Below are 22,316 nucleotides of genomic sequence, written 5' to 3' on the forward strand. Positions count from 1 at the left end.
ACCCCGGGAAACCGCGCCTAGAGCGCCTCGGCGCCCGAAATGATTTCGATCAGTTCCTTGGTGATCTGCGCCTGGCGCTGGCGGTTGTAGGTGATCGACAGCTTGTTGATCATCTCGCCGGCGTTGCGCGTGGCGTTGTCCATCGCACTCATCTTGGCGCCCATTTCGCCAGCCGCGTTTTCGAGCAGCGCGCGGAAAATCTGCACCGCGATGTTGCGCGGAATGAGCTCGGACAGGATTTCACCCGGCTCGGGTTCGTATTCGTAGACGGCGCTGGCGCCGTCAGCAGCCTCGGCCGGAGCGGACGAAGCAGCGGCCGGAATGATCTGCTGCGCGGTCGGAACCTGGCTGATCACCGACTTGAACTGCGAATAGAACAGCGTGCAGATGTCGAAGCCGCCCTCGTTGAACAGGTGGATGACCTTGCGGGCGATCGTGTCGGCATTGACGAAGCCGAGCGTCTTGACCTCGCGCAGGTCGATCCGGTCGAGGATCATCGAGGCATAGTCGCGGCGCAGGATATCGAAACCCTTCTTGCCGACGCAGATGATCTTGACCTGCTTGCCGTCGGCGAGGAGCCTGCGGATGTGGTCACGGGCAAGACGGGCGATCTGCGAATTGAAGCCGCCGCACAGGCCGCGCTCGGCCGTGCAGACAACGAGCAGGTGCACGTCGTCCTTGCCGGTGCCGGTCATCAGCGCCGGGGCATCGCCGCCGCCGCCGATCGCCTGGGTGATGTTGGCCAGCACGGAACCCATGCGCTCCGAATAGGGGCGCGCCGCTTCCGCGGCCTCCTGTGCACGGCGCAGCTTCGCCGCGGCGACCATCTGCATCGCTTTGGTGATCTTCTGCGTCGCCTTGACCGAGGCGATACGGTTACGAAGGTCTTTTAATGAAGGCATGCTTCAAACCTGATCCCGTCTTGTCTCATCCGGACTGGCGCTTCGCTCAGGCGAAGGTCTTGGCGAAAGCGTCGATCTCGGCCTTCAGCTTGCCGCGCAGATCGTCCGACAGCGCCTTTTCCTTGCGGATGGCGTCGAGGACGTCCTTGCCGGCCGAACGCATGTGGCTGAGCAGGCCATGCTCGAACTTGCCGACCTGGTTGACCGGCAGCTTGTCAAGATAGCCGTTGACGCCGGCGAAGATCACCGCGACCTGCTCTTCCGTCTTCAGCGGCGAGAACTGCGGCTGCTTCAGGAGCTCGGTCAGGCGCGAACCGCGGTTGAGCAGGCGCTGCGTGGCGGCATCGAGATCCGAGCCGAACTGCGCGAAGGCCGCCATTTCGCGGTACTGCGCGAGCTCGCCCTTGATCGAGCCGGCAACCTGCTTCATCGCCTTGATCTGCGCCGAGGAGCCGACGCGCGACACCGACAGGCCAACATTGACGGCCGGACGGATGCCCTGGAAGAACAGGTTGGTTTCGAGGAAGATCTGGCCGTCGGTGATCGAGATCACGTTGGTCGGGATATAGGCCGACACGTCGTTGGCTTGGGTTTCGATGACCGGCAACGCCGTCAGCGAACCGTTGCCCATGTCGTCATTGAGCTTGGCGGCGCGCTCGAGCAGGCGCGAGTGCAGGTAGAAGACGTCGCCCGGATAGGCTTCGCGGCCCGGCGGGCGGCGCAACAGCAGCGACATCTGGCGATAGGCGACGGCCTGCTTCGACAGATCGTCGTAGCTGATCAGCGCATGCATGCCGTTGTCGCGGAAATACTCGCCCATGGTGCAGCCGGCGAACGGCGCCAGGAACTGCATCGGCGCCGGATCGGAAGCGGTGGCGGCGACGATGATCGAATATTCGAGCGCGCCGCGCTCTTCCAGCACCTTGACGAACTGCGCCACGGTCGAGCGCTTCTGGCCGACGGCGACATAAACGCAGTAGAGCTTTTCCTTCTCGGGGCCGTTGTCGTGCACCGACTTCTGGTTGAGCATCGTGTCGAGGATGATGGCGGTCTTGCCGGTCTGGCGATCGCCGATGACCAGCTCGCGCTGGCCGCGGCCGACCGGGATCAGCGCGTCGATGGCCTTGAGGCCCGTCGACATCGGCTCATGCACCGACTTGCGCGGAATGATGCCGGGCGCCTTGACGTCGACGCGCTTGCGTTCGGTCGCCTTGATCGGGCCCTTGCCGTCGATCGGGTTGCCGAGCGCGTCGACGACGCGGCCGAGCAGGCCCGGACCGACCGGAACGTCGACGATCGCGCCGGTGCGCTTGACGGTGTCGCCTTCCTTGATGTCGCGGTCGGCGCCGAAGATGACGACGCCGACATTGTCGGCTTCGAGATTGAGCGCCATGCCGCGGATGCCGCCGGGGAATTCGACCATCTCGCCGGCCTGGACATTGTCGAGGCCGTAGACGCGGGCGATACCGTCACCGACGGACAGCACCTGTCCGACTTCGGAGACCTCGGCCTCCTTGCCGAAATTCTTGATCTGGTCTTTCAGAATTGCGGAAATTTCCGCGGCGCGGATGTCCATCAGCCGACCTCTTTCAGTGCAAGCTTGAGCGAATTGAGTTTGGTTTTGAGCGACGTATCGATCTGGCGCGAGCCCATCCTGACCACCAGCCCGCCGAGCAGCGACGGATCGACGGTGACGGAGATGGAAACGTCCTTGCCGGCAACGCTCTTCAGCGCCGCCTTGAGTTCAGTCTGCTGGGCAGCGCTCAATTGGTGAGCCGACGTTACCTCGGCGGTCGTCTCGCCACGATGTTCGGCGGCGATCTGGCGGAATGCCCTGATCATGCCGGGCACGGCGAACAGCCGGCGGTTCTTGGCGACGACGCGCATGAAATTGCCGGTCAGGCCGGTGATCCCGGCCTTGTCGGCGATCGCCGCGATGGCCTTGGCCTGGTCCTCGCTGGAGAACACCGGGCTGTTGATCAGCCGGGTCAAGTCGGCGCTGCCCGCGAGCATCGCCTCGAAACTGTTGAGGTCGGCTTCGACCTTGGCGACGGAATTCGCCTGCGATGCCAGTTCGAACAGCGAACCCGCATAGCGTTCTGCGACACCTGAGATTGGCGATGACGATTGGGCCACGGACCGTCTTTTCTCTTGTCTGACAGGCCGCAGATTGTTGGCGCGAGCGAAAACTCTGGCTAAATCTTTGACCTTACTGCATTTTTTCAAGCACGGAGGCGCGGCTTCCGCTATCCCCGGCCGAAAGTCGATTGCCGTCTAGCACAGGCCTTTTAAGACCGCAATGCGTCGTTCCGCATGGTTTTCAGGCACTATTGTCGCATCCGGGGACGAAGTCCCTGGATTGCCTGCGGATTCAGGGCAGGAAGCCGAAGGCAAAGGCAAGCGGCAACGCCGCCAGCGCCAGTTCCACGACGATGGAAACCCAGTTGAAGGGCGTGTTGGCGCCATCCGACATCATCGACAGCAACCGGCCGAAGGCGGTGAACAGCCAGGAGAAGCCGAGCGCCATGTAGATCAGCGGCTGCGCCAGCAGGATGCAGCACAGGCCGACGCCGAGATAGAAGCCCGACATGCGGCCGCGCCCTTCGGCGATCGCCGCCGCCTTCTCCGGCTTGACCTGCAAGCGCAGAATGCGGAAGGCAAGCCCCGGCGCCAGGAAAAGCACCAGGCCTAGCAGCACCGTGACGACGGCGCTCGACCAGGCCAGCCATTCGCCCTGGCTCACCGGCCATGGAAACGCAAAATCCATAGTGTCCCCTCGTAAATGCCGCTCTGAAATCGCGGGCATTCTAGCGGAGGAAAAGCCGCGCGCCAGATGGCGGCCGGCACTTTAGGCCAAACGCATCAGGAGAGCGCGAAGGCGACCGCCGCTTCAGCATGGATGCGCGTCGTGTCGAAGACCGGAATGTCGAAATCCTGCTGGCCGATCAACATCGTGATTTCGGTGCAGCCCATGATCACGCTGTCGACATTTTCATCGCGCCGCAGGCGGTTGATCTCGGCGATATAGGCGGTTTTCGATGGCTCGGTGACGATGCCCTGGCAGAGCTCGTCATAGATGATGCGATGGACCATGTCGCGTCCTGCCTGGTCCGGCACGATCGGCTGCAATCCATATGTGTCGGCAAGCCGGCGCTTGTAGAAATCCTGCTCCATGGTGAACCGCGTTGCGAGCAGCGCCGGGCGCCGCATGCCGGCCGCCTTGACCGCGGCTGCGGTGGCGTCGGCGATGTGGGTCAGCGGGACCGATACCGAGGCCTGCACCTGGTCGGCGAGCTTGTGCATGGTGTTGGTACACAAAAGCAGGCCTTCCGCGCCAGCTGACTCGAGCTTGCGCGCGGCATCGACCAGAAGCGCGCCGGCGCCGTCCCAGTCCCCGTGATGCTGCAGCTCGGCGATCTCGGCGAAGTCGAAGGACCACAGCAGCAATTTCGCCGAATGCAGCCCGCCGAGACGCTGCCTCACGAGATCGTTGAGCAGGCGATAATAGATCGCCGTCGATTCCCAGCTCATGCCGCCCAGAAGGCCAAGGGTTTTCAAAACGGTTTCCTTTCCTTGCAGCGACTTATGATACAGTCCAAGGCGATGTTGAGGGCTACTCGATGAAAACAAAATCCAGCAGCAAAGCACGCAGCGAACTGTGCGCCGTGGTCGCTGAAGCCAGCAAAGGCAGCCCGACAACAATCAGCAAGCGGGGACGCCCCGTGGCCATAGTGATATCGATCGAGACGCCCGTCGACTCTATCCTGAAGAGTTTAGGCAACGTCCCGAACTGAAGGACACGACCAGCAATCCGCGCGAACGCTGAGCGACCTTACAAAAAGCTCTGCGGATCGATGTCGACCTGCACCCGGACCGAGCCGCGCTGCTTCGGCCCGTTGGCGAGCATGGTCCGGATAAACCTTTGCATGTCGGCGCGGCGCTCGCCCTGGATCAGCAGGCGGAAACGGTGACGGCCGCCGAGCAGCGACAGCGGCGCTTCGGCCGGCCCGAGCACGAACAGGTCGGATGCCTCGGGCGCGGCACGGCGCAGGGCGCGGGCATGGCCCTCGGCTTCCGCCCGCGTCACCGCGCTGACGATGACGCCGGCGAGCCGGCCGAAGGGTGGCAGAGCCGCCCGCTCGCGCTCGGAAATCTCGCGCTCGTAGAACGCATCGGCATCGCCGGAGACGATCGCCCGCATCACCGGATGGTCGGGCTGGAAGGTCTGCAGCAGGCCGAGACTCTTCTTGCCGGTGCGCCCGGCGCGGCCGGTCACCTGGCTGAGCAGCTGGAAGGTGCGTTCGGCGGCGCGCGGATCGCCATTGGCAAGGCCGAGATCGGCATCGACGACACCAACCAAGGTCATGTTCGGGAAATTGTGGCCCTTGGCGACGAGTTGCGTGCCGATGACGATATCGGCCTCGCCATTGGCGATGGCTTCCAGCTCCAGCCGCAGCCGCCGCACGCCGCCCATCAGATCCGACGACAAAACGATTGTGCGCGCATCCGGGAAATGGGTGACGACTTCCTCCGCGATGCGCTCGACGCCCGGCCCGCAGGCGACCAGATGATCGAGCGTGCCGCATTCCGGACAGGCTTCCGGACGGCGCTCATTGTGCCCGCAATGGTGGCAGACGAGCTGGCCGCGAAAGCGGTGCTCGACCAGCCAGGCCGAGCAGACCGGGCAACCGAAGCGGTGACCGCAGACGCGGCACAGCGTCAGCGGCGCATAGCCGCGCCGGTTGAGGAACAAAAGCGATTGTTCCTTCCTCTCCAGCGTCCGTCGCATGTGGTCGAGCAGCACCGGCGACAGGAAGCCGCCGCGCGCCGGCGGCGCGCGCCGCATGTCGATCGCTTTCAGGTCGGGAAGTGCCGCCTCGGCGAAGCGGGCGGACAGCACCGCCCTGGCGTAGCGGCCCTGGCTGGCATTGACGCGGCTCTCGACCGATGGCGTCGCCGATGCCAGCACCACGGGGAAGCCACCTATATGGCCGCGCACGACAGCCATGTCGCGGGCATTGTAGAAGACGCGGTCTTCCTGCTTGTAGGCGGGGTCGTGCTCCTCGTCGACGACGATCATGCCAAGCTCCTTGAACGGCAGGAACAGCGCCGAGCGCGCGCCGGCCACGACCCGCACGCCGCCTTCCGCCACCTGCCGCCAGACCCGCTCGCGCATCCTCGGCGGCAGGTCGGAGTGCCATTCGGCGGGCTTGGCGCCAAAGCGCTGCTGGAAGCGTTCGAGGAAAGCATGCGTCAACGCGATTTCGGGCAGCAGGATCAGCACCTGCTTGCCCCGGTCGAGTGCCGCCGCCACCGCCTCGAAATAAACCTCCGTCTTGCCCGAACCGGTGACGCCGTCGAGCAGTGCGACGTTGAAGCCACCGCCCGCGACATTGGCTCGCAGCAGCCGTGCGGCTTCGTTCTGGTCGGGCATCAATTCCGGCGCGGCGTAGGCTGGGTCAGGCTCCGCCACCACGGGCCGCGGCGGGATCATCACCGTTTCGAACACACCTTGCGCCTTCAGCCCCTCGATTACCGTCGACGACACGCCGGCCGCATGGGCAAGGCCGGATCGCGTCCAGGCCAGTCCGCCTTCGGCCGTCTCCAGCACGCGGGCCCGCGCATCCGTCATCCGGTCCGGAACGGCCGCGGTTCGCTGCAATCCCTCGATCCACGGTTCCGGATCGAAGGCCTCCGGCGCCCTCAGCAGCATGCGCGCCACCATGCCCGGCGCCGACAGCGTATACTGCGCCACCCAGTCGACGAAACGGCGCATCGCCCGATCGATCGGCGGACAGTCGAAGACCTGTTCGATCGGGCGCAGCTTTTTCGCGTCGACCGTCTCGACCGCGCCGTCCCACACGATGCCGGCGACCTGGCGGGGGCCGAGCGGCACGCGCACGATCGAGCCCGGCACCACCCGCATGCCGGCGGGCACGGCATAGGTGTAGGGGCGTTCGGCCGGCATCGGCACCAGCACCGGTGCGGCTGCGACAAAGGGCGAATCTTCGATCATGAGGCGTGACCTTGCCCCGACTTTGCTCTAGATCAAAGGGCAACGCTGAACGTGCCTTCCCAAGCACGAGGAAATCGTCAGGAGACCGCCATGAAATTTTTTGCCGACACCGCCGACATCAAGGAAATCCGCGAACTGATTGATCTGGGGCTGCTCGACGGCGTCACCACCAACCCGTCGCTGATTCTCAAATCGGGCGGCAAGATCTCCGAGGTCACCAAGCAAATCTGCGACATCGTCGAAGGTCCGGTTTCGGCCGAGGTCGTAGCCACCGAATACAAGCAGATGATGGCGGAGGCCGAGGTGCTGGCCAAGATCGCGCCGAATGTCGCCATCAAGGTGCCGTTGACGCTGGATGGATTGAAGGCCTGCAAGACGATCCGCACCCAGATGAACCGCATGGTCAATGTCACGCTCTGCTTCTCGGCCAACCAGGCGCTGCTCGCCGCCAAGGCAGGCGCCTCCTTCATCTCGCCCTTCGTCGGCCGCATCGACGATACCGGCTCGGACGGCATGGAAGTGATCCAGGAGATCCGTCAGATCTACGACAATTACGATTTCCAGACCGAGATCCTGACGGCTTCCGTGCGCACCGTGAACCACGTCAAGCAGGCGGCGCTCATCGGCGCCGATATCGTCACCGCGCCGCCCGCGACACTGAAGGCGCTGGTCAATCACCCGCTGACTGACAAGGGTCTTGCCGCCTTCCTCGCCGACTGGGCCAAGACCGGCCAGAAAATCGGCTGAGCGAGCTTATATCCGACACGAAAAAAGGCCGGGCAACCGGCCTTTTTCATGCGCTGCGGATCAAGAGGCCCGGTCAATCCGTGCCGTCATCCTCAACTGCGGTTACCGGCGGGCGCCGGCCCATGATGATCTCGCGCTTGCCGACATGGTTTGGTGCACCGACCAAACCCTCCTTCTCCATGCGCTCGACCAGGGACGCGGCGCGGTTGTAGCCGATGCCGAGGCGGCGCTGAATGTAGGACGTCGAACACTTCTTGTCGCGCAACACCACCTTGACCGCCTCGTCATAGCTGGTATCGCCGTCCTCCGACGCAACGGCGCCCTTGTCGAAGACCGCGCCCTCATCGCCTTCGTCTTCCTCTTCATCCTCGTCGGCCGTCACGGTTTCCAGGTATTCGGGGCGACCCTGCGCCTTCAGATGCGCCACGACATGCTCGACCTCCACGTCGGAGACGAAGGGGCCGTGCACGCGGGCGATGCGCCCGCCGCCCATCATATGCAGCATGTCGCCCTGACCCAGCAGCTGCTCGGCGCCCTGCTCGCCAAGGATGGTGCGGCTGTCGATCTTGGAAGTGACCTGGAAGGAAATCCGCGTCGGAAAATTGGCCTTGATCGTGCCCGTGATGACATCGACCGAGGGGCGCTGCGTCGCCATGATCAGGTGAATGCCGGCCGCGCGCGCCATCTGCGCCAGGCGCTGGATGGCGCCTTCGATCTCCTTGCCGGCGACCATCATCAGGTCGGCCATCTCGTCGACGATGACGACGATGTAAGGCATTGGCGCGAGGTCGATTTCCTGCTGCTCGAAGAGCGGCTCGCCGGTGCCTTTTTCGAAGCCCGCCTGCACGGTCATGACGACCGTCTCGCCGCTTTCGCGGGCTTGGGCGGCGCGTTGATTGTAGCCGTCGATATTGCGCACGCCGAGCCTCGCCATCTTGCGATAGCGGTCCTCCATCTCGCGCACCGCCCATTTGAGCGCGGTAACGGCCTTTTTTGGATCGGTGACGACCGGGGTCAGAAGATGCGGGATGCCGTCATAGACGGAGAGTTCGAGCATCTTGGGATCGACCATGATCAGCCGGCATTCCTCCGGCTTCAGCCGGTAGAGCAGCGACAGGATCATCGTGTTGATGGCAACCGACTTGCCGGAACCGGTGGTGCCGGCAACGAGCAAGTGGGGCATCTTTGCCAGTTCGGCGATGACAGGCTCACCGCCGATCGTCTTGCCGAGGCAGAGCGCCAGCTTGCAGCCGGTCTTGCGGAAGCCCTCCGATTCGATCAGCTCGCGGAAATAGACGGTTTCGCGCGCCTCGTTCGGAAGCTCGATGCCGATGACGTTGCGGCCCGGCACGACGGCGACGCGCGCCGAGATCGCCGACATGGAGCGGGCGATGTCGTCGGCGAGACCGATGACGCGGGAGGATTTGACGCCCGGCGCCGGCTCGAATTCATAGAGAGTGACGACCGGACCGGGGCGAACATGGATGATCTCGCCGCGCACGCCGAAATCCTCGAGCACGCTTTCCAGAAGATCGGCATTCTGCTCGAGCCGCTCCTGCGACATGTAGAAGCCTTGTCCCTCCGGCGGCTGCTGCAACAATTCTTCTGAGGGGAGTTCGTACGTCTCGCCCGTCGCGGTCGGCACGATCCTGCCGACCAGTGGCGCTCGCGACGATGCGCGCGCAGCCGGAGCCGGTACGGCTTGCTCCAAACTTTGCGTGACCAGTGCCGGAACGGCATTGCTTGCGACGGCGGGAATTGCGGCCGGAGCCCGGGCTTGCTGCGGCACGCGGTTCGCCGCCGGCTGAACCGCGGCCTGGTTGGAGTTGGCCGGACGGACATCCGGCACGGCGGACGGAGCTGGCGACCCGGGAAGGCATTCGATGACACGGAACAACGCGGTCGGATCGGCCGTTGGCGCGGGGCGGTTGTCGATCCGCTCGGTGACCACAGGCGCGGTCGTGCGTGCAACCGAAACGGCCCGAGGCGCGGGTGACGGGCCTTCGACCAAATAGGGCGCCATGACCTCGAAAAAGACGTGATCCGACAGATAGGGCCAGCGCACATTTTCGCGCGCCGTCGTCTTGACCGGGGCTGTCGCTGCTTGGGCGGACGCTGCCGGTGCGGACGCCCGCGCCGCCGCAGTCATCCTGTGGCCCGCAGGCGTAGCGGCGGCCCGCGCCTTTTCGCCGGCATGCCCTGACGGAACGGGGGCCGGGGCCGGTTGCACCACCGCTCTGTTGCCGACGGGCGGCCTGGCGGCGCCCGAAGAAAGGTTTCGGCTTGGTATCGGCGCCGATGAAGACGTCCCAGCCGCGGTGGATTGGCCAGGTGCCTGCGGTGCTGGTGATTCGCTTTGCTCGACGGCAATCGCCTCGTCCCGCGGACGGCGCGTGCTGGCTTCATAGTCCGGCGTGCGCGTAAACCGCACATTGGGCGCCAGGAAGAAATAGTCTTGCCAGGCAGGGCTTTCGTTGCCGCCGAGATCGACAGGGGATGGGGAAGGGCCGGCTCCTGCTGCTCTTGCCCGCTGGCTGTCCGCCTTGTTGTCCACACCCGTGAAACGCTTCACCCCGGGGTCATCGGGCGACGCTGCCTTCAATGAACTGACCCGAGGAAAACGCTTGGATTCCATGCTCAAGACTCACGCTGAAATGTCTGCTGAGCAATAGAGAGCGAGTGGTTAACAGTTGCTTCCCGTCGGCCCCCCAAGAGCGGCGAAGCGTGACTTTCACAGCGGTGTCGGACGATCGGATCCGTGCGGCCGATCGTCATCCCACGATCGTCAACACACCCGCGCGCTTCGGCTAAAGGCGAACGGAGAACCGGCTCCGGAGCCGTGGCAAAGGCGGCCTTCAGGCACCAGATTGTTATGCCACCATGAAACGGAGAGCGGCGCTAACCGGCCGTCTTGCCGTGCCGTGCGAGATCCTGGGCGATGGACAGTTGCAGCGCGTTGGCAAGCTCGCGCGCGGCGCGGTTCTCGGCATCGATCTGTGCCCGGTACGCGGCGAATTCCTGGCGCGGCCTGTCGAAGGACGAAGTGATCGCCCGCTTGCCGGTCGCGATCACCGCCCCGGTTTTGGCATCGGTCAGCCTGTAGCCGGCGGTCAGCGTCACCGAACCGGCGGTCGGCTCGTCCTGGTCGGTTCCGACCTGCACGAGCGCCGAGGATTCAACGGCTTCGGTCACGCCGAGGTCGAGCGAGTAGGCCGGCGATGCCGGTTCGCCGGCGCCGCGCCCAAATCCGAAGATCAAATTGTTGCGCACCTGCTGGCCGTAACGCGTCCTGACCGGTTTGATGGCGATCGACGCCAGTTCGGCATTGGCGCTCGAGCCGGTCGACAGCGGCGCGCTCGAGTAGAGCGGCCGCACCTGGCAGGCCGAAACGAGCGCAAGCGAGCCGACAAGGCCGGCAAGCGCGGCACGGCGCAGCAAACGGCTCAGCTCTGTCTTTTCCCGATCAGGCAACGACATTGACGATCCTCTGCGGCACGATGATCACCTTGCGCGGAGCCTTGCCTTCGAGCGCCTTCTGCACGAAGTCGAGAGCGAGCACGGCTTTTTCGACCGCACCTTGGTCCGCGTCGCGGGCAATTGTCAAATCCCCGCGCTTCTTGCCGTTGACCTGGACCGGATAGGTGACCTCATTGTCGACGACCAGCGCCGGGTCGAAGATCGGCCACGGCCGTTCGGCGACCAGATCGGCACCGCCGAGCGCCTCCCAGCATTCCTCGGCCAGATGCGGCATGATCGGCGCGATCAGGTGCACGAGCACCTCCACGGCCTCCCGGCAGGCGCCTTTGAGCGCGGTATCGGCCTTGCCTTCGGCCACGTCATTGAGCGGCGTGGTCAGCACGTTGGCGAGTTCATAGATGCGGGCGATGGCGCGGTTGAATGCGAGTTTCTCGATGTCCTCGCCGACCGCTTTCAGGATCTTGTGCGTGGCCTTGGAAACCGCCCCGGCTTCACCGCCACCGCCCGCTATGGGTGCGATGCCGGCCAGCGATTCGGCCGCGGTCGAGACCAGGCGCCAGATGCGCTGCATGAAGCGATGCGCGCCGGCGGCGCCATCGTCGGTCCATTCGACGTCGCGTTCGGGCGGCGAATCCGACAGCATGAACCAGCGCGCGGTGTCGGCGCCGTAGCCGTCGGTGATGTCTTCCGGGCTGACCGTGTTCTTCTTCGACTTCGACATCTTTTCCAGGGAGCCGATCTCCGCCGTCTCGCCCGTGGCGATCTCGACGGCGCGGCGCTTGCCGTCGACGTCCTCCAGCCGCACCTCGGTCGGCGCCAGCCAGCGCCCGTTCGATGCCGATCCCACGCGATAGGTCTCGTGCACCACCATGCCTTGCGTGAACAGGCCCTTGAACGGCTCGGCCAGGTCGAGATGGCCGGTCTCGCGCATGGCCCGGGTGAAGAAGCGCGAATAGAGCAGATGCAGGATCGCGTGCTCGATGCCGCCGATATACTGGTCGACGGCCAGCCACTCGTTCGCCGCCTTCGGGTCGGTCGGCTCGTTCGCCCAGGGCGCGGTGAAGCGGGCGAAATACCAGGACGAATCGACGAACGTGTCCATCGTGTCGGTTTCGCGCCGCGCATCCTTGCCGCATTGCGGGCATTTGACGTGCCGCCAGGTCGGGTGGCGGTCCAGCGGGTTGCCTGGGCGGTCGAACTCGACATCGTCGGGCAGCTTCACCGGCAGGTCTGCCTTCGGCACCGGCACCACGCCGCAATCCTCGCAATGGATCATCGGGATCGGGCAGCCCCAGTAGCGCTGGCGCGAAATGCCCCAGTCGCGCAGGCGGAAGTTGACCTTGCGCTCGGCCATCGGCCGGTTGCCGATCGTCTTCTGCTCCAGCAGCTTCGCCACCTCGTCGAACGCCCGCTCCGGCTTCATGCCATCGAGGAAGCGCGAATTGATCATCACGCCGTCGTCGACATAGGCTTCCTCGATGACCTGGAAGGTCTTGGGCTCAGCCCCTTCCGGCATCACCACCGGGATCACCGGCAGGCCGTATTTGTTGGCGAAGTCGAGGTCGCGCTGGTCGCCGGACGGGCAGCCGAAGATGGCGCCGGTGCCGTAGTCCATCAGCACGAAATTGGCGACGTAGACCGGCAGCGTCCAGTTCTCGTCGAACGGATGCACGACGCGGATGCCGGTGTCGAAGCCCTTCTTCTCGGCCGTCTCCAGCGCCGCCACCGAAGTGCCCATATGGCGGACTTCGTCAATAAAGCTCGCCAGCGCCGGATTGGTCTCGGCGGCCTTCCGGGCCAGCGGATGGTCGGCGGCGACCGCCATGAAGGAGGCGCCGAAGATGGTGTCGGGCCTGGTCGTATAGACTTCCAGCTCTTGCTCGCCGGCGACGGGAGCCGCCAGCGGCCAGCGGATCAGCAGGCCTTCCGAACGGCCGATCCAATTGTGCTGCATCAGCTTGACCTTCTCGGGCCATTCGTCGAGGCGATCGAGCGAATCCAGGAGATCCTGCGCAAAGTCGGTTATCCTGAAGAACCATTGCGTCAGCTCGCGCTGTTCGACCAGCGCGCCCGAGCGCCAGCCGCGCCCGTCGATGACCTGCTCGTTGGCGAGCACCGTCATGTCCTCCGGATCCCAATTGACCTTCGAGGATTTGCGCGTCACCAGGCCTTTCTCGACAAAGTCGAGGAACAGCATCTGCTGGCGGTGGTAGTAGTCGACATCGCAGGTCGCGAATTCGCGCGCCCAGTCCAGCGACAGGCCCATGACCTTGAGCTGCTCGCGCATGGTGGCAATATTCTGATAGGTCCATTCCTTGGGATGGACCTTGTTCTGCATCGCCGCGTTCTCGGCCGGCATGCCGAAGGCGTCCCAGCCCATCGGATGCAGTACGTTGAAACCCTTGGCCCGCTTGTAGCGCGCCACCACGTCGCCCATCGTATAGTTGCGCGTATGCCCGATATGGATGCGTCCCGACGGATACGGGAACATCTCCAGCACGTAGTATTTCGGGCGCGGATCATCGTTGTGCGCCTCGAACAGCTTCCTGTCGGCCCAGGCCTTCTGCCATTTGGGCTCTGACGCGCGCGGATTGTATCGTTCGGTTGCCATGGGACGTTTTTCACTTAAAAAGCATGCGGACTGCGGGCGACAGCTCGGCAGTCCATTGGATGTGGTCCGGGTGTTCACCATGGTTTGGCAAACCCGTCAACCATATGGGTATCGCGTCTGGAAAAAACGCGGTCAAAACAGCGGGATTTGGACATGGACGATGCCGTTCAGCAGTTTTTCGCGGTCAAGGCGCAGATCGCCGCCGCCGAGCGCGAAGCCCGGCGCGACGCTGGCGCGGTGACGCTGGTCGCCGTTTCCAAGACCTTTGACGCCGCCGACATCAGGCCCGTCATCGAGGCCGGCCAGCGCGTCTTCGGCGAGAACCGGGTGCAGGAAGCGCAGGGCAAGTGGCCGGCGCTGAAAGAGGCTTTCCCCGATGTCGAACTGCATCTGATCGGACCGCTGCAATCGAACAAGGCCAGGGAAGCCGTGGCGCTGTTCGACGTCATCGAGACGGTCGATCGCGAGAAGATCGCCGCCGAACTCGCCAAGGAGATCGCCCGGCAAGGCCGGGCGCCAAAGCTCTACGTCCAGGTCAACACCGGCTCCGAGCCGCAGAAGGCCGGCATCGAGCCGCGCGACGCCGTGACCTTCGTCGCCCGCTGCCGCGATGTCCACGGCCTCGCCATCGAAGGCCTGATGTGCATTCCGCCGGCGGACGAGAACCCCGGCCCGCATTTCGCCCTGCTGGAAAAATTGGCGCGGGAGGCAGGCGTCGCCAAACTGTCGATGGGCATGTCCGGCGATTACGAGACGGCCATCGCCTTCGGCGCCACCAGTGTCAGGGTCGGTTCGGCGATCTTCGGCAGTCGATAAAACCGTCCGCCCTGGGTTGGCCCTGTCGTCTGTGAGTTCTAAGCCTGTGATACACAGACGGACTGAACACATCTTGCGAGTCAAGCGAGGAGTAGTCTTCTTGAGCTGGCAGCTGCGGGACGCAAGAAACAACCTCTCGAAGCTGGTAAGACAGTCGCGCGAAAAAGGGCCGCAAACCATTACGGTGCGAGGGCAGCCATCTGCCGTGGTGCTAGCGGTTGAGGACTACGAACGGTGGGTTGGCGCAAAGCCCTCCCTTGCGCAATATCTTCTCTCCGTCCTCGTCTGGGATGACGAATTTGTCGAGGAGGTCAATCGCCGCCCGAACACAATGATCCGAGCGGTCCATCTCTGACAAGTTTCTGTCACCGGCAAGATGGTCCAGTTCTACCGGCTGATTACGCCAGCGCTGGAAACGAACGTACCGTTCCTATTTGATCTGTGTCATCACAAATCTCTGGAGCTTTCGCCATGCATTACAACCAGCTTGGAAATACGGGGATGTTCGTCTCCGAACTCTGCCTCGGCACCATGACCTTCGGTGCAGCCGGCCAGAATGCCCAATGGGGCCTGATCGCCAGTCTCGACCAGAAAGGCGTCAACGAGATCGTCGGCCGCTCGCTCGCCGCCGGGGTCAATTTCTTCGACACGGCCGATGTCTATTCCTTCGGCGAATCCGAGCGCCTGCTCGGCCAGTCGCTCAGGGATCTCGGCGTTGACAGGTCGAGCGTGGTCGTCGCCACCAAGGTTCACGGCGCCATGGGCGAAGGCCCGAACCAGCGCGGCTCCTCGCGCGGCCACATCATGGACTCGGTCGATGCCAGCCTGGAACGGCTGCAGCTCGATCATATCGATCTCTATCAGTTGCACGGAACCGACGCGGTGACGCCGATCGATGAGACGCTCAGGGCACTGGACGATCTCGTCGCCAGCGGCAAGGTCCGCTATGTCGGCGTATCCAACTGGCAGGCTTGGCGCATCGCCAAGGCGCTTGGCATAGCCGACCGCAAGGGCTTTGCCCGCTTCGAGACCATCCAGTCCTATTACTCGATCGCCGGTCGTGATCTCGAGCGCGAGATCGTGCCGCTGATCAACGAGGAGAAGCTCGGTCTTATGGTCTGGTCGCCGATGGCCGGCGGACTGCTGTCCGGCAAATACGGCCCTGGTGCGCCCGGCAATGGCGAGGGCCGCCGCGCCTCCTTCAACTTCCCACCGGTCAACGAGGACCGCGCCTGGGCGGCGGTCGCGGTCATGCGCGAGATCGCCAAAAAGCATGACGTCAGCGTCGCTACCGTGGCACTAGGCTATGTCCTGGCCAAGCCCTTCGTGATGAGCGTGATCATCGGCGCCAGCCGCATGGATCAGCTCGAACAGAACCTTGCCGCCACGAACCTCAAACTTGATACCGATGATCTCGCCAGACTGGACGAGGTGAGCGCGCTGCCGGCCGAATATCCCGGCTGGATGCTGGAGCGGCAGGCGGCCGGCCGGCGGCCGGCGCCGTTCGTGCCGAAGGCCTGATCGCTTTTCGAGCTTGCTTCGAAGCCGCGTGCCTTAGGTACGCGGCTTCTCAGTTAGAGCAATTCCAAGAAAAGTGTGTGCGGTTTTCTGTCCAGAATTGCGTCAAAACAAAGAGTTAGAGCGGTTCGCCGTTTCCACGAAACGGTGAACTGCTCTAGAGGCGAACGGCCTCCGAGAGAAAATCGAGAAAAGCCCGCACCCGCGCAGGCAGATGCTTGCCCTGGCCGACATAGACGGCATGGGTGGCCTCCTCGTCGCCTGGGTTGAATTCCTCCAGCAACGGGACGAATGCCCCGGCGTCGATGTCCGGCTGGACATGCCAGCGCGCCAGCCTAGCGATTCCGCCTCCCGCCAGCGCGATCCGCCGCATCGCCTCGCCGTCGGTCAGCGTTGCGTTTCCGACAACCGGGACGATGACCGGCGCACCTGCCGCATCGACAAAAGGCCAGCCGTCTATATGCCGCGCAAAGCCGAAGGCCAGCATATTGTGACGCCCGAGATCGGCCAGCGTGCGCGGCGTCCCACGCGCTTCGACATAGGAGGGTGCCGCGACCAGCACCATCCGGCTCTGCCCCAGTTTGCGCGCTACCAGCCGTGACTCGCGCAAGGGCCCGGCGCGTATCGCCACATCGGCGCGCTCCTCCAGAAGGTCGATCACGCTGTCTGTCAGCACGGCGTCGACGGAAATCTCGGGATAACGCTCCAGAAACCGAGGCAGCAGCGACATCAGCCGGTGGTGGCCGAACGGCACGTAGCTGTTGACCCTCAACCGGCCGCGCGGCGCCGCCCCGGCGGCCGCCTCGCGCTCGGCCGCGTCCATGTCGGCGAGGATGCGCATGCCGCTGTCGTAGAAAGCAGTGCCTTCCGGCGTCAGTTGCAGCTTGCGCGTCGAGCGGGTGACCAGCCGCGCGCCGAGCCTAGCCTCCAGCCGCGCGATCAATTTGCTCACCGCGGACGGGGTCATGCGCAAGGCACGTGCCGCCGCCGAAAAGCTGCCCGCCTCGACGACGCGCACAAACACTTCGATCTCGCCGGAACGATTGATGTCGGATCTCGCCATCTGTGAATCTATTTCACAGAAAGTATGCCTGGAGCAAGTCTGGTTCACATCGCATGGCCACACGATCTTCCCGGTCGGGGCGCGGCCTGGACAGGGCGCCCGTCACCGCCGAAGTGGAAACATCATGCCTCTCGCTCTCTATGCTCTCGCCGCCGGCGCCTTCGGCATCGGCGTCACCGAATTCGTCATCATGGGCCTGCTCATCGACGTCAGCAAAGATCTCGGCGTCTCGATCTCGGCCGCCGGCCAACTGATTTCCGGCTATGCGCTGGCCGTCGTCATCGGAGCACCTCTGCTGACGATCGCCACCGGCAACTGGCCGCGCAAGACGGTGCTTCTGGCGCTGATGGCGATCTTCACCATTGGCAACCTGGCCTGTGCGCTGGCGCCTGATTATTGGACATTGATGGGCGCGCGCGTCATCACCGCCTTTGCCCATGGCACCTTCTTCGGCGTCGGCTCGGTGGTCGCCACCGGATTGGTCGCGCCCAACAAGAAGGCGTCGGCGATCGCGCTCATGTTCACCGGCCTGACCATCGCCAACATTCTCGGCGTTCCCTTCGGCACCTGGCTCGGCCAGGCTTTCGGCTGGCGCGCCACCTTCTGGGCGGTGACCGCGGTCGGTCTCGCGGCCTTTGCCGTCATCCTGGCACTGGTGCCGCGCAATCGGACAGCTCCCGAGAAGAGCGACCTGCGCGCCGATCTCGCCGTGCTGCGCCGTACGCCCGTCCTGCTCGGCTTCGCCACCACCGTTCTCGGCTATGCCGGCGTCTTCGCCGTCTTCACCTATATCGCCCCGTTGCTGACCGAGATCAGCGGCTTCAAGGAAGCGGCCGTTTCGCTGATCCTGCTCGTCTTCGGCGGCGGCCTCATCGCCGGCAATATCGCCGGCGGCAAGATCGCCGACCGCTGGCTGGTGCCGGCGGTGCTCGGCAGTCTTGTGGTGCTCGCCCTGGTTCTGGCGACCATGAGCTTTGCTATCCACAGCCAGGTGTTGGCCGTGATCTATGTCGGCCTGCTGGGCGCCGCCGCCTTCGCCACCGTGGCGCCTTTGCAGATGTGGGTGCTGGAAAAGGCCCAAGGTGCTGGCCAGAGCCTCGCCTCGTCCTTCAACATCGCCGCCTTCAACCTCGGCAACGCGGCCGGCGCTTGGCTCGGCGGCGCGGTCATTGCCCAAGGTCTTGGCCTGGGTTCGCTCACCTGGGTCGCCGCGCTGCTGCCGGTCGCGGCACTCGCCGTGGCGGGACTGGCCCTGCGTCTCGACCGCGGCACCGCGCTCGGCGCGCCCGTCTGCGTTCGGTCGTGAAGCTCGCCGGCAAAGCCGGATCGATTCGACTTCTTTCAAAATCACAAGGAGTAAGAAAATGGACTATCGAAATCTTGGCGCATCGGGCCTGAAGGTGCCGGTGCTCTCGTTCGGAGCGGGAACCTTCGGCGGTTCCGGCCCGCTGTTCGGCGCATGGGGCAACAGCGACGCCAGGGAAGCGCGGCGGCTGGTCGACATTTGCCTCGAGGCCGGCGTCAATCTGTTCGACACCGCCGATGTCTATTCGAACGGCGCCTCGGAAGAGGTGCTCGGCGAGGCGATCAAGGGCCGGCGCGATGCCGTGCTGATCTCGACCAAGACCTCGCTGCCGATGGGCGACGGGCCGGCCGACTATGGTTCCTCGCGTTCGCGGCTGATCAAGGCCGTCGACGCCGCGCTGAAGCGGCTCGGCACCGATTACATCGACCTGTTGCAACTGCACGCCTTCGATGCCGGCACGCCGATCGAGGAAGTGCTATCGACGCTGGACGGCCTCGTGCGCGCCGGCAAATTGCGCTATGTCGGGGTCTCCAATTTCTCCGGCTGGCAGGTGATGAAATCGCTCGGGCTGGCCGACAGGCACGGCTATCCGCGCTATGTCGCGCATCAGGTCTACTATTCGCTGGTCGGCCGCGACTATGAATGGGAGCTGATGCCGCTTGGCCTCGACCAGGGCGTCGGCGCGCTGGTCTGGAGCCCGCTCGGCTGGGGCCGCCTGACCGGCAAGATCCGTCGCGGCCAGCCATTGCCCGACAAAAGCCGGCTGCACGACACCGCGAGCTTCGGACCGCCGGTCGAGGACGAGCATCTCTACCGGGTCATGGAGGCCCTCGATGCGGTGGCGCAGGAGACCGGCAGGACCGTGCCGCAGATCGCCATCAACTGGCTGTTGCAGCGCCCGACCGTGTCGTCCGTCATCATCGGCGCCCGCAACGAGGAGCAGTTGCGCCAGAACCTCGGCGCCGTCGGCTGGACGTTGACGCCGGAGCAGATCGGGAAGCTCGATGCGGCAAGCGAGGTCACCGCGCCCTACCCTTATTTTCCCTACCGCCGCCAGGAGGGCTTTGCCCGGCTGAGCCCGCCGGCGGTTTGAGCGTGTCCGACCGCTAGAGCCGAAGGTTAGCGGGGCAGCGCCCCCCTCTGTCCTGCCGGACATCTCCCCCACGGGGGAGATTGGATGTCACCTCGGCTTTCGCCAATTTCCAACGTGAAGGGATGGCGCTGTTAGCAAAGCTGCCGATCTCCCCCCACGTGGGGGAGATGTCCGGCAGGACAGAGGGGGGCGCCGTAGAGTGCCGACCTTACGACCTCGAAGCAGCGGCCCCTAATGCAGCACGAATTCGCCGTCGACCTTGCGCCACTCGTTGGGCGCGATGAGCTTCTGGTGCGTGTAGCTGACCGAATGCAGCGGCCCCTCGAGCTTGGTCTTCCAGAACTCGATGAAGCGGATCAGCACCGGAAACTTCGGCGCGATGTCGTAGTCCTGCCATATGAAGCTCTGCAACAGATGCGGATGGTCTGGGAAATGATAAAGGATATTGGCCGTAGTCAGGCCATAGCCCCGCAGCATCAGGTCCATTTCAAGCTGGTCGCGCATTTTTGCTCCCCGGGTTGATTCTCCTTCCTCCCAACAATGGATTGTGCGCGCGGTTGCTTAACCGTCTATTGATTTTTTCTTGATCGAAACTGGCTTTAGCACGCGAAAACATGAAGTTAGCAGCGGTCCGGTGCAAGTGCTGACAGCAGCCGCGGGGCCCATGTGCGGCATCCCGCCGCGCAAACCCAACGTCTAATGTTGCCGTCATCGCGGAACTGTTAATAATGCGCGCGAATTCGCGGCCGCGTCGCCGCGATCCCGCTGGCGGTTCAAGCCGGCGTTAGTTTCGGGAGGAAAAGCAGGAAATGTCCGAGGTTCATGTCCACCGCGTTCAGCCGGCCTGGAAGAAGAATGCGCTGATCGACAACGACACCTATCTCAAATGGTACGCCGACAGCGTGAAGAATCCGGACAGGTTCTGGGGCAAGCACGGCAAGCGCATCGACTGGTTCAAACCCTTCTCCAAGGTCAGCAACGCCTCCTTCGACGGCAAGGTCTCCATCAAATGGTTCGAGGACGGCCAGACCAATGTTTCCTACAACTGCATCGACCGCCACCTGAAGAAGCGCGGCGACCAGACCGCCATCATCTGGGAAGGCGACAACCCCTACGACGACCGCAAGATCACCTACAATGAGCTCTATGCGCATGTCTGCCGCTTCGCCAACGTGCTGAAGAAGCACGGCGTCAAGAAGGGCGACCGCGTCACCCTCTATATGCCCATGATCCCGGAAGCGGCCTATGCGATGCTCGCCTGCACGCGTATCGGCGCCATCCACTCGGTCGTCTTCGGCGGCTTTTCGCCCGACGCGCTCGCCGGCCGCATCGACGATTGCAAGTCAACCATCGTCATCACCGCTGACGAGGGCCTGCGCGGCGGCAAGCCGATCCCGTTGAAGGAGAACACCGACAAGGCAATCGAGATCGCGGCAAAAGCCGGTACCAGGGTCGAAAAGGTAGTGGTGGTCCGCCGCACCGGCGGCAAGATCGGCTGGGCGCCGGGCCGCGACGTCTGGTACCACGAAGAGGCCGCGACCGTTAAGGCTGAGTGCAAGCCGGAGAAGATGAAGGCGGAGGATCCGCTGTTCATCCTCTATACGTCGGGTTCGACCGGCAAGCCGAAAGGCGTGCTGCACACCACGGCGGGTTATCTCGTCTACGTCTCGATGACGCACCAATATGTCTTCGACTATCATGATGGCGACATCTACTGGTGCACCGCCGATGTCGGCTGGGTCACCGGCCACAGCTACATCGTCTACGGGCCGCTCGCCAACGGCGCCACCACGCTGATGTTCGAGGGCGTGCCCAACTACCCCTCGCAGTCGCGCTTCTGGGAAGTCATCGACAAGCATCAGGTCAACATCTTCTACACCGCGCCGACGGCGCTGCGCGCCCTGATGGGCGCCGGCGACAATCATGTGAAAAAGGCGTCGCGCAAATCGCTGCGCGTGCTGGGCTCGGTCGGCGAACCGATCAATCCGGAGGCCTGGGAGTGGTATTTCAACGTCGTCGGCAACGCCAAGGTGCCGATCGTCGACACCTGGTGGCAGACCGAGACCGGCGGCATCATGATCACGCCGTTGCCGGGCGCCACCGACCTCAAGGCCGGCTCGGCCACGCGGCCCTTCTTCGGTGTCAAGCCGCAACTGGTCGACGGCGAGGGCAAGGTGCTTGAAGGAGCCGCCGACGGCAATCTGTGCATCACCGAGTCCTGGCCCGGCCAGATGCGCACCGTCTATGGCGATCACGACCGCTTCGTGCAGACCTATTTTTCGACTTACAAGGGCAAGTACTTCACCGGCGACGGCTGCCGCCGCGATGCCGACGGCTATTACTGGATCACCGGCCGCGTCGACGACGTCATCAACGTCTCCGGCCACCGCATGGGCACGGCCGAGGTCGAATCCGCATTGGTCAGCCACGACAAGGTTTCGGAAGCCGCCGTCGTCGGTTATCCCCACGACATCAAAGGCCAGGGCATCTACTGCTACGTCACGCTGATGGCCGGCGAGACGCCGAGCGAGGACTTGCGCAAGGAGCTCCTCGCCCATGTCCGCAAGGAGATCGGCGCCATTGCCACGCCCGACAAGATCCAGTTCGCACCCGGCCTGCCCAAGACCCGCTCGGGCAAGATCATGCGGCGCATCCTGCGCAAGATTGCCGAGGACGATTTCGGCGCCCTTGGCGATACCTCGACGCTCGCCGATCCGGCCGTCGTCGACGACCTCGTCGCCAACCGCCAGAACAAGAAAGGCTGACA

At 64.2% G+C, this 22,316-nt stretch carries 19 protein-coding genes; 8 read left to right on the forward strand and 11 right to left on the reverse strand.

The annotated features are described in order from the left end of the window. Positions 1–17: 17 nt before the first annotated feature. The 5 genes from LB547_RS18950 to LB547_RS18970 form a co-directional block, all read right to left on the reverse strand. A complete protein-coding gene (locus LB547_RS18950) occupies positions 18–902 on the reverse strand; it encodes a F0F1 ATP synthase subunit gamma (RefSeq protein ID WP_140492974.1) in 885 nt (294 codons plus the stop codon). A gap of 46 nt (positions 903–948) precedes the next feature. Beyond that, entirely contained in the window at positions 949–2,478 is a 1,530-nt protein-coding gene (gene atpA, locus LB547_RS18955; protein WP_140492971.1) for a F0F1 ATP synthase subunit alpha, read from the reverse strand. Continuing rightward, entirely contained in the window at positions 2,478–3,038 is a 561-nt protein-coding gene (locus LB547_RS18960) for a F0F1 ATP synthase subunit delta (protein WP_140654857.1), read from the reverse strand. The genes atpA and LB547_RS18960 overlap by 1 nt, the downstream gene beginning before the upstream one ends. A gap of 235 nt (positions 3,039–3,273) precedes the next feature. Continuing rightward, positions 3,274–3,669 carry a DUF4345 family protein gene (locus tag LB547_RS18965; RefSeq protein ID WP_140518245.1) on the reverse strand — a complete coding sequence of 132 codons (396 nt, stop codon included), beginning with the start codon at positions 3,667–3,669 and terminating at the stop codon, positions 3,274–3,276. A 95-nt stretch (positions 3,670–3,764) separates the two neighbouring features. Continuing rightward, positions 3,765–4,460 (reverse strand): aspartate/glutamate racemase family protein, encoded by a 696-nt coding sequence (locus tag LB547_RS18970; RefSeq protein WP_140628116.1) that lies wholly within the window; start codon positions 4,458–4,460, stop codon positions 3,765–3,767. A gap of 62 nt (positions 4,461–4,522) precedes the next feature. Here LB547_RS18970 and LB547_RS18975 point away from each other — a divergent pair, with 62 nt between their 5' ends. Then, positions 4,523–4,696 (forward strand): type II toxin-antitoxin system Phd/YefM family antitoxin, encoded by a 174-nt coding sequence (locus LB547_RS18975; RefSeq protein WP_140759220.1) that lies wholly within the window; start codon positions 4,523–4,525, stop codon positions 4,694–4,696. A 38-nt stretch (positions 4,697–4,734) separates the two neighbouring features. On the opposite strand, the gene LB547_RS18980 is transcribed toward LB547_RS18975, so the two are convergent. Next, positions 4,735–6,918, reverse strand: a complete 2,184-nt coding sequence (locus LB547_RS18980) for a primosomal protein N' (protein WP_140759216.1) — start codon at positions 6,916–6,918, stop codon at positions 4,735–4,737. A gap of 90 nt (positions 6,919–7,008) precedes the next feature. Between LB547_RS18980 and fsa the strand changes: the two genes are divergently transcribed. Next, a complete protein-coding gene (fsa, locus tag LB547_RS18985) occupies positions 7,009–7,665 on the forward strand; it encodes a fructose-6-phosphate aldolase (RefSeq protein ID WP_140518241.1) in 657 nt (218 codons plus the stop codon). A gap of 73 nt (positions 7,666–7,738) precedes the next feature. Here the strand turns inward: fsa and LB547_RS18990 are convergent, their stop codons facing one another. From LB547_RS18990 to leuS, 3 genes are all read right to left on the reverse strand, one after another. Further along, entirely contained in the window at positions 7,739–10,300 is a 2,562-nt protein-coding gene (locus LB547_RS18990; RefSeq protein ID WP_140554876.1) for a DNA translocase FtsK, read from the reverse strand. 263 nt (positions 10,301–10,563) lie between these two features. After that, positions 10,564–11,142, reverse strand: a complete 579-nt coding sequence (gene lptE, locus LB547_RS18995) for an LPS assembly lipoprotein LptE (RefSeq protein WP_140518239.1) — start codon at positions 11,140–11,142, stop codon at positions 10,564–10,566. Beyond that, a complete protein-coding gene (gene leuS, locus LB547_RS19000) occupies positions 11,129–13,753 on the reverse strand; it encodes a leucine--tRNA ligase (protein WP_140524996.1) in 2,625 nt (874 codons plus the stop codon). Before leuS ends, lptE begins: the two co-directional genes overlap by 14 nt. A 153-nt stretch (positions 13,754–13,906) precedes the next feature. Between leuS and LB547_RS19005 the strand changes: the two genes are divergently transcribed. The 3 genes from LB547_RS19005 to LB547_RS19015 all read left to right on the forward strand — a co-directional run bounded on the left by LB547_RS19005 (position 13,907) and on the right by LB547_RS19015 (position 16,090). Then, a complete protein-coding gene (locus LB547_RS19005; protein ID WP_140524995.1) occupies positions 13,907–14,569 on the forward strand; it encodes a YggS family pyridoxal phosphate-dependent enzyme in 663 nt (220 codons plus the stop codon). A 100-nt stretch (positions 14,570–14,669) separates the two neighbouring features. Then, entirely contained in the window at positions 14,670–14,924 is a 255-nt protein-coding gene (locus LB547_RS19010; RefSeq protein WP_140492937.1) for a type II toxin-antitoxin system Phd/YefM family antitoxin, read from the forward strand. A gap of 116 nt (positions 14,925–15,040) precedes the next feature. Continuing rightward, positions 15,041–16,090 carry an aldo/keto reductase gene (locus LB547_RS19015; RefSeq protein ID WP_140492934.1) on the forward strand — a complete coding sequence of 350 codons (1,050 nt, stop codon included), beginning with the start codon at positions 15,041–15,043 and terminating at the stop codon, positions 16,088–16,090. Positions 16,091–16,244: 154 nt separating this feature from the next. On the opposite strand, the gene LB547_RS19020 is transcribed toward LB547_RS19015, so the two are convergent. Further along, positions 16,245–17,150 (reverse strand): LysR family transcriptional regulator, encoded by a 906-nt coding sequence (locus LB547_RS19020; protein ID WP_140492931.1) that lies wholly within the window; start codon positions 17,148–17,150, stop codon positions 16,245–16,247. A 124-nt stretch (positions 17,151–17,274) separates the two neighbouring features. Between LB547_RS19020 and LB547_RS19025 the strand changes: the two genes are divergently transcribed. Next, positions 17,275–18,456, forward strand: coding sequence for an MFS transporter (locus tag LB547_RS19025; RefSeq protein ID WP_140759214.1), 1,182 nt, complete (start codon positions 17,275–17,277; stop codon positions 18,454–18,456). Between the two features lie 58 nt (positions 18,457–18,514). After that, positions 18,515–19,549 carry an aldo/keto reductase gene (locus tag LB547_RS19030; RefSeq protein WP_140628133.1) on the forward strand — a complete coding sequence of 345 codons (1,035 nt, stop codon included), beginning with the start codon at positions 18,515–18,517 and terminating at the stop codon, positions 19,547–19,549. A gap of 231 nt (positions 19,550–19,780) precedes the next feature. On the opposite strand, the gene LB547_RS19035 is transcribed toward LB547_RS19030, so the two are convergent. Next, positions 19,781–20,053, reverse strand: coding sequence for an usg protein (locus tag LB547_RS19035; RefSeq protein WP_140492921.1), 273 nt, complete (start codon positions 20,051–20,053; stop codon positions 19,781–19,783). Between the two features lie 305 nt (positions 20,054–20,358). Here LB547_RS19035 and acs point away from each other — a divergent pair, with 305 nt between their 5' ends. Continuing rightward, complete coding sequence (gene acs, locus LB547_RS19040) at positions 20,359–22,314, forward strand: acetate--CoA ligase (RefSeq protein WP_140759212.1); 1,956 nt, start codon at positions 20,359–20,361, stop codon at positions 22,312–22,314. Positions 22,315–22,316: the final 2 nt, after the last annotated feature.

The sequence above is a fragment of the Mesorhizobium sp. B264B1B genome, assembly GCF_020165765.1.
In the GTDB taxonomy this organism is placed as follows: domain Bacteria; phylum Pseudomonadota; class Alphaproteobacteria; order Rhizobiales; family Rhizobiaceae; genus Mesorhizobium.

Excerpts from the sequence above, each read along its gene's own strand:
- lptE (WP_140518239.1), bottom strand. The coding sequence starts at position 11,142 with ATGTCGTTGCCTGATCGGGAAAAGACAGAGCTGAGCCGTTTGCTGCGC.
- leuS (WP_140524996.1), bottom strand. The coding sequence starts at position 13,753 with ATGGCAACCGAACGATACAATCCGCGCGCGTCAGAGCCCAAATGGCAG.
- acs (WP_140759212.1), top strand. The coding sequence starts at position 20,359 with ATGTCCGAGGTTCATGTCCACCGCGTTCAGCCGGCCTGGAAGAAGAAT.
- LB547_RS19035 (WP_140492921.1), bottom strand. The coding sequence starts at position 20,053 with ATGCGCGACCAGCTTGAAATGGACCTGATGCTGCGGGGCTATGGCCTG.
- fsa (WP_140518241.1), top strand. The coding sequence starts at position 7,009 with ATGAAATTTTTTGCCGACACCGCCGACATCAAGGAAATCCGCGAACTG.
- LB547_RS18975 (WP_140759220.1), top strand. The coding sequence starts at position 4,523 with ATGAAAACAAAATCCAGCAGCAAAGCACGCAGCGAACTGTGCGCCGTG.
- LB547_RS18990 (WP_140554876.1), bottom strand. The coding sequence starts at position 10,300 with ATGGAATCCAAGCGTTTTCCTCGGGTCAGTTCATTGAAGGCAGCGTCG.
- LB547_RS19025 (WP_140759214.1), top strand. The coding sequence starts at position 17,275 with ATGCCTCTCGCTCTCTATGCTCTCGCCGCCGGCGCCTTCGGCATCGGC.
- LB547_RS18980 (WP_140759216.1), bottom strand. The coding sequence starts at position 6,918 with ATGATCGAAGATTCGCCCTTTGTCGCAGCCGCACCGGTGCTGGTGCCG.
- atpA (WP_140492971.1), bottom strand. The coding sequence starts at position 2,478 with ATGGACATCCGCGCCGCGGAAATTTCCGCAATTCTGAAAGACCAGATC.
- LB547_RS19020 (WP_140492931.1), bottom strand. The coding sequence starts at position 17,150 with ATGGCGAGATCCGACATCAATCGTTCCGGCGAGATCGAAGTGTTTGTG.
- LB547_RS18965 (WP_140518245.1), bottom strand. The coding sequence starts at position 3,669 with ATGGATTTTGCGTTTCCATGGCCGGTGAGCCAGGGCGAATGGCTGGCC.
- LB547_RS19015 (WP_140492934.1), top strand. The coding sequence starts at position 15,041 with ATGCATTACAACCAGCTTGGAAATACGGGGATGTTCGTCTCCGAACTC.
- LB547_RS19030 (WP_140628133.1), top strand. The coding sequence starts at position 18,515 with ATGGACTATCGAAATCTTGGCGCATCGGGCCTGAAGGTGCCGGTGCTC.
- LB547_RS19005 (WP_140524995.1), top strand. The coding sequence starts at position 13,907 with ATGGACGATGCCGTTCAGCAGTTTTTCGCGGTCAAGGCGCAGATCGCC.
- LB547_RS18950 (WP_140492974.1), bottom strand. The coding sequence starts at position 902 with ATGCCTTCATTAAAAGACCTTCGTAACCGTATCGCCTCGGTCAAGGCG.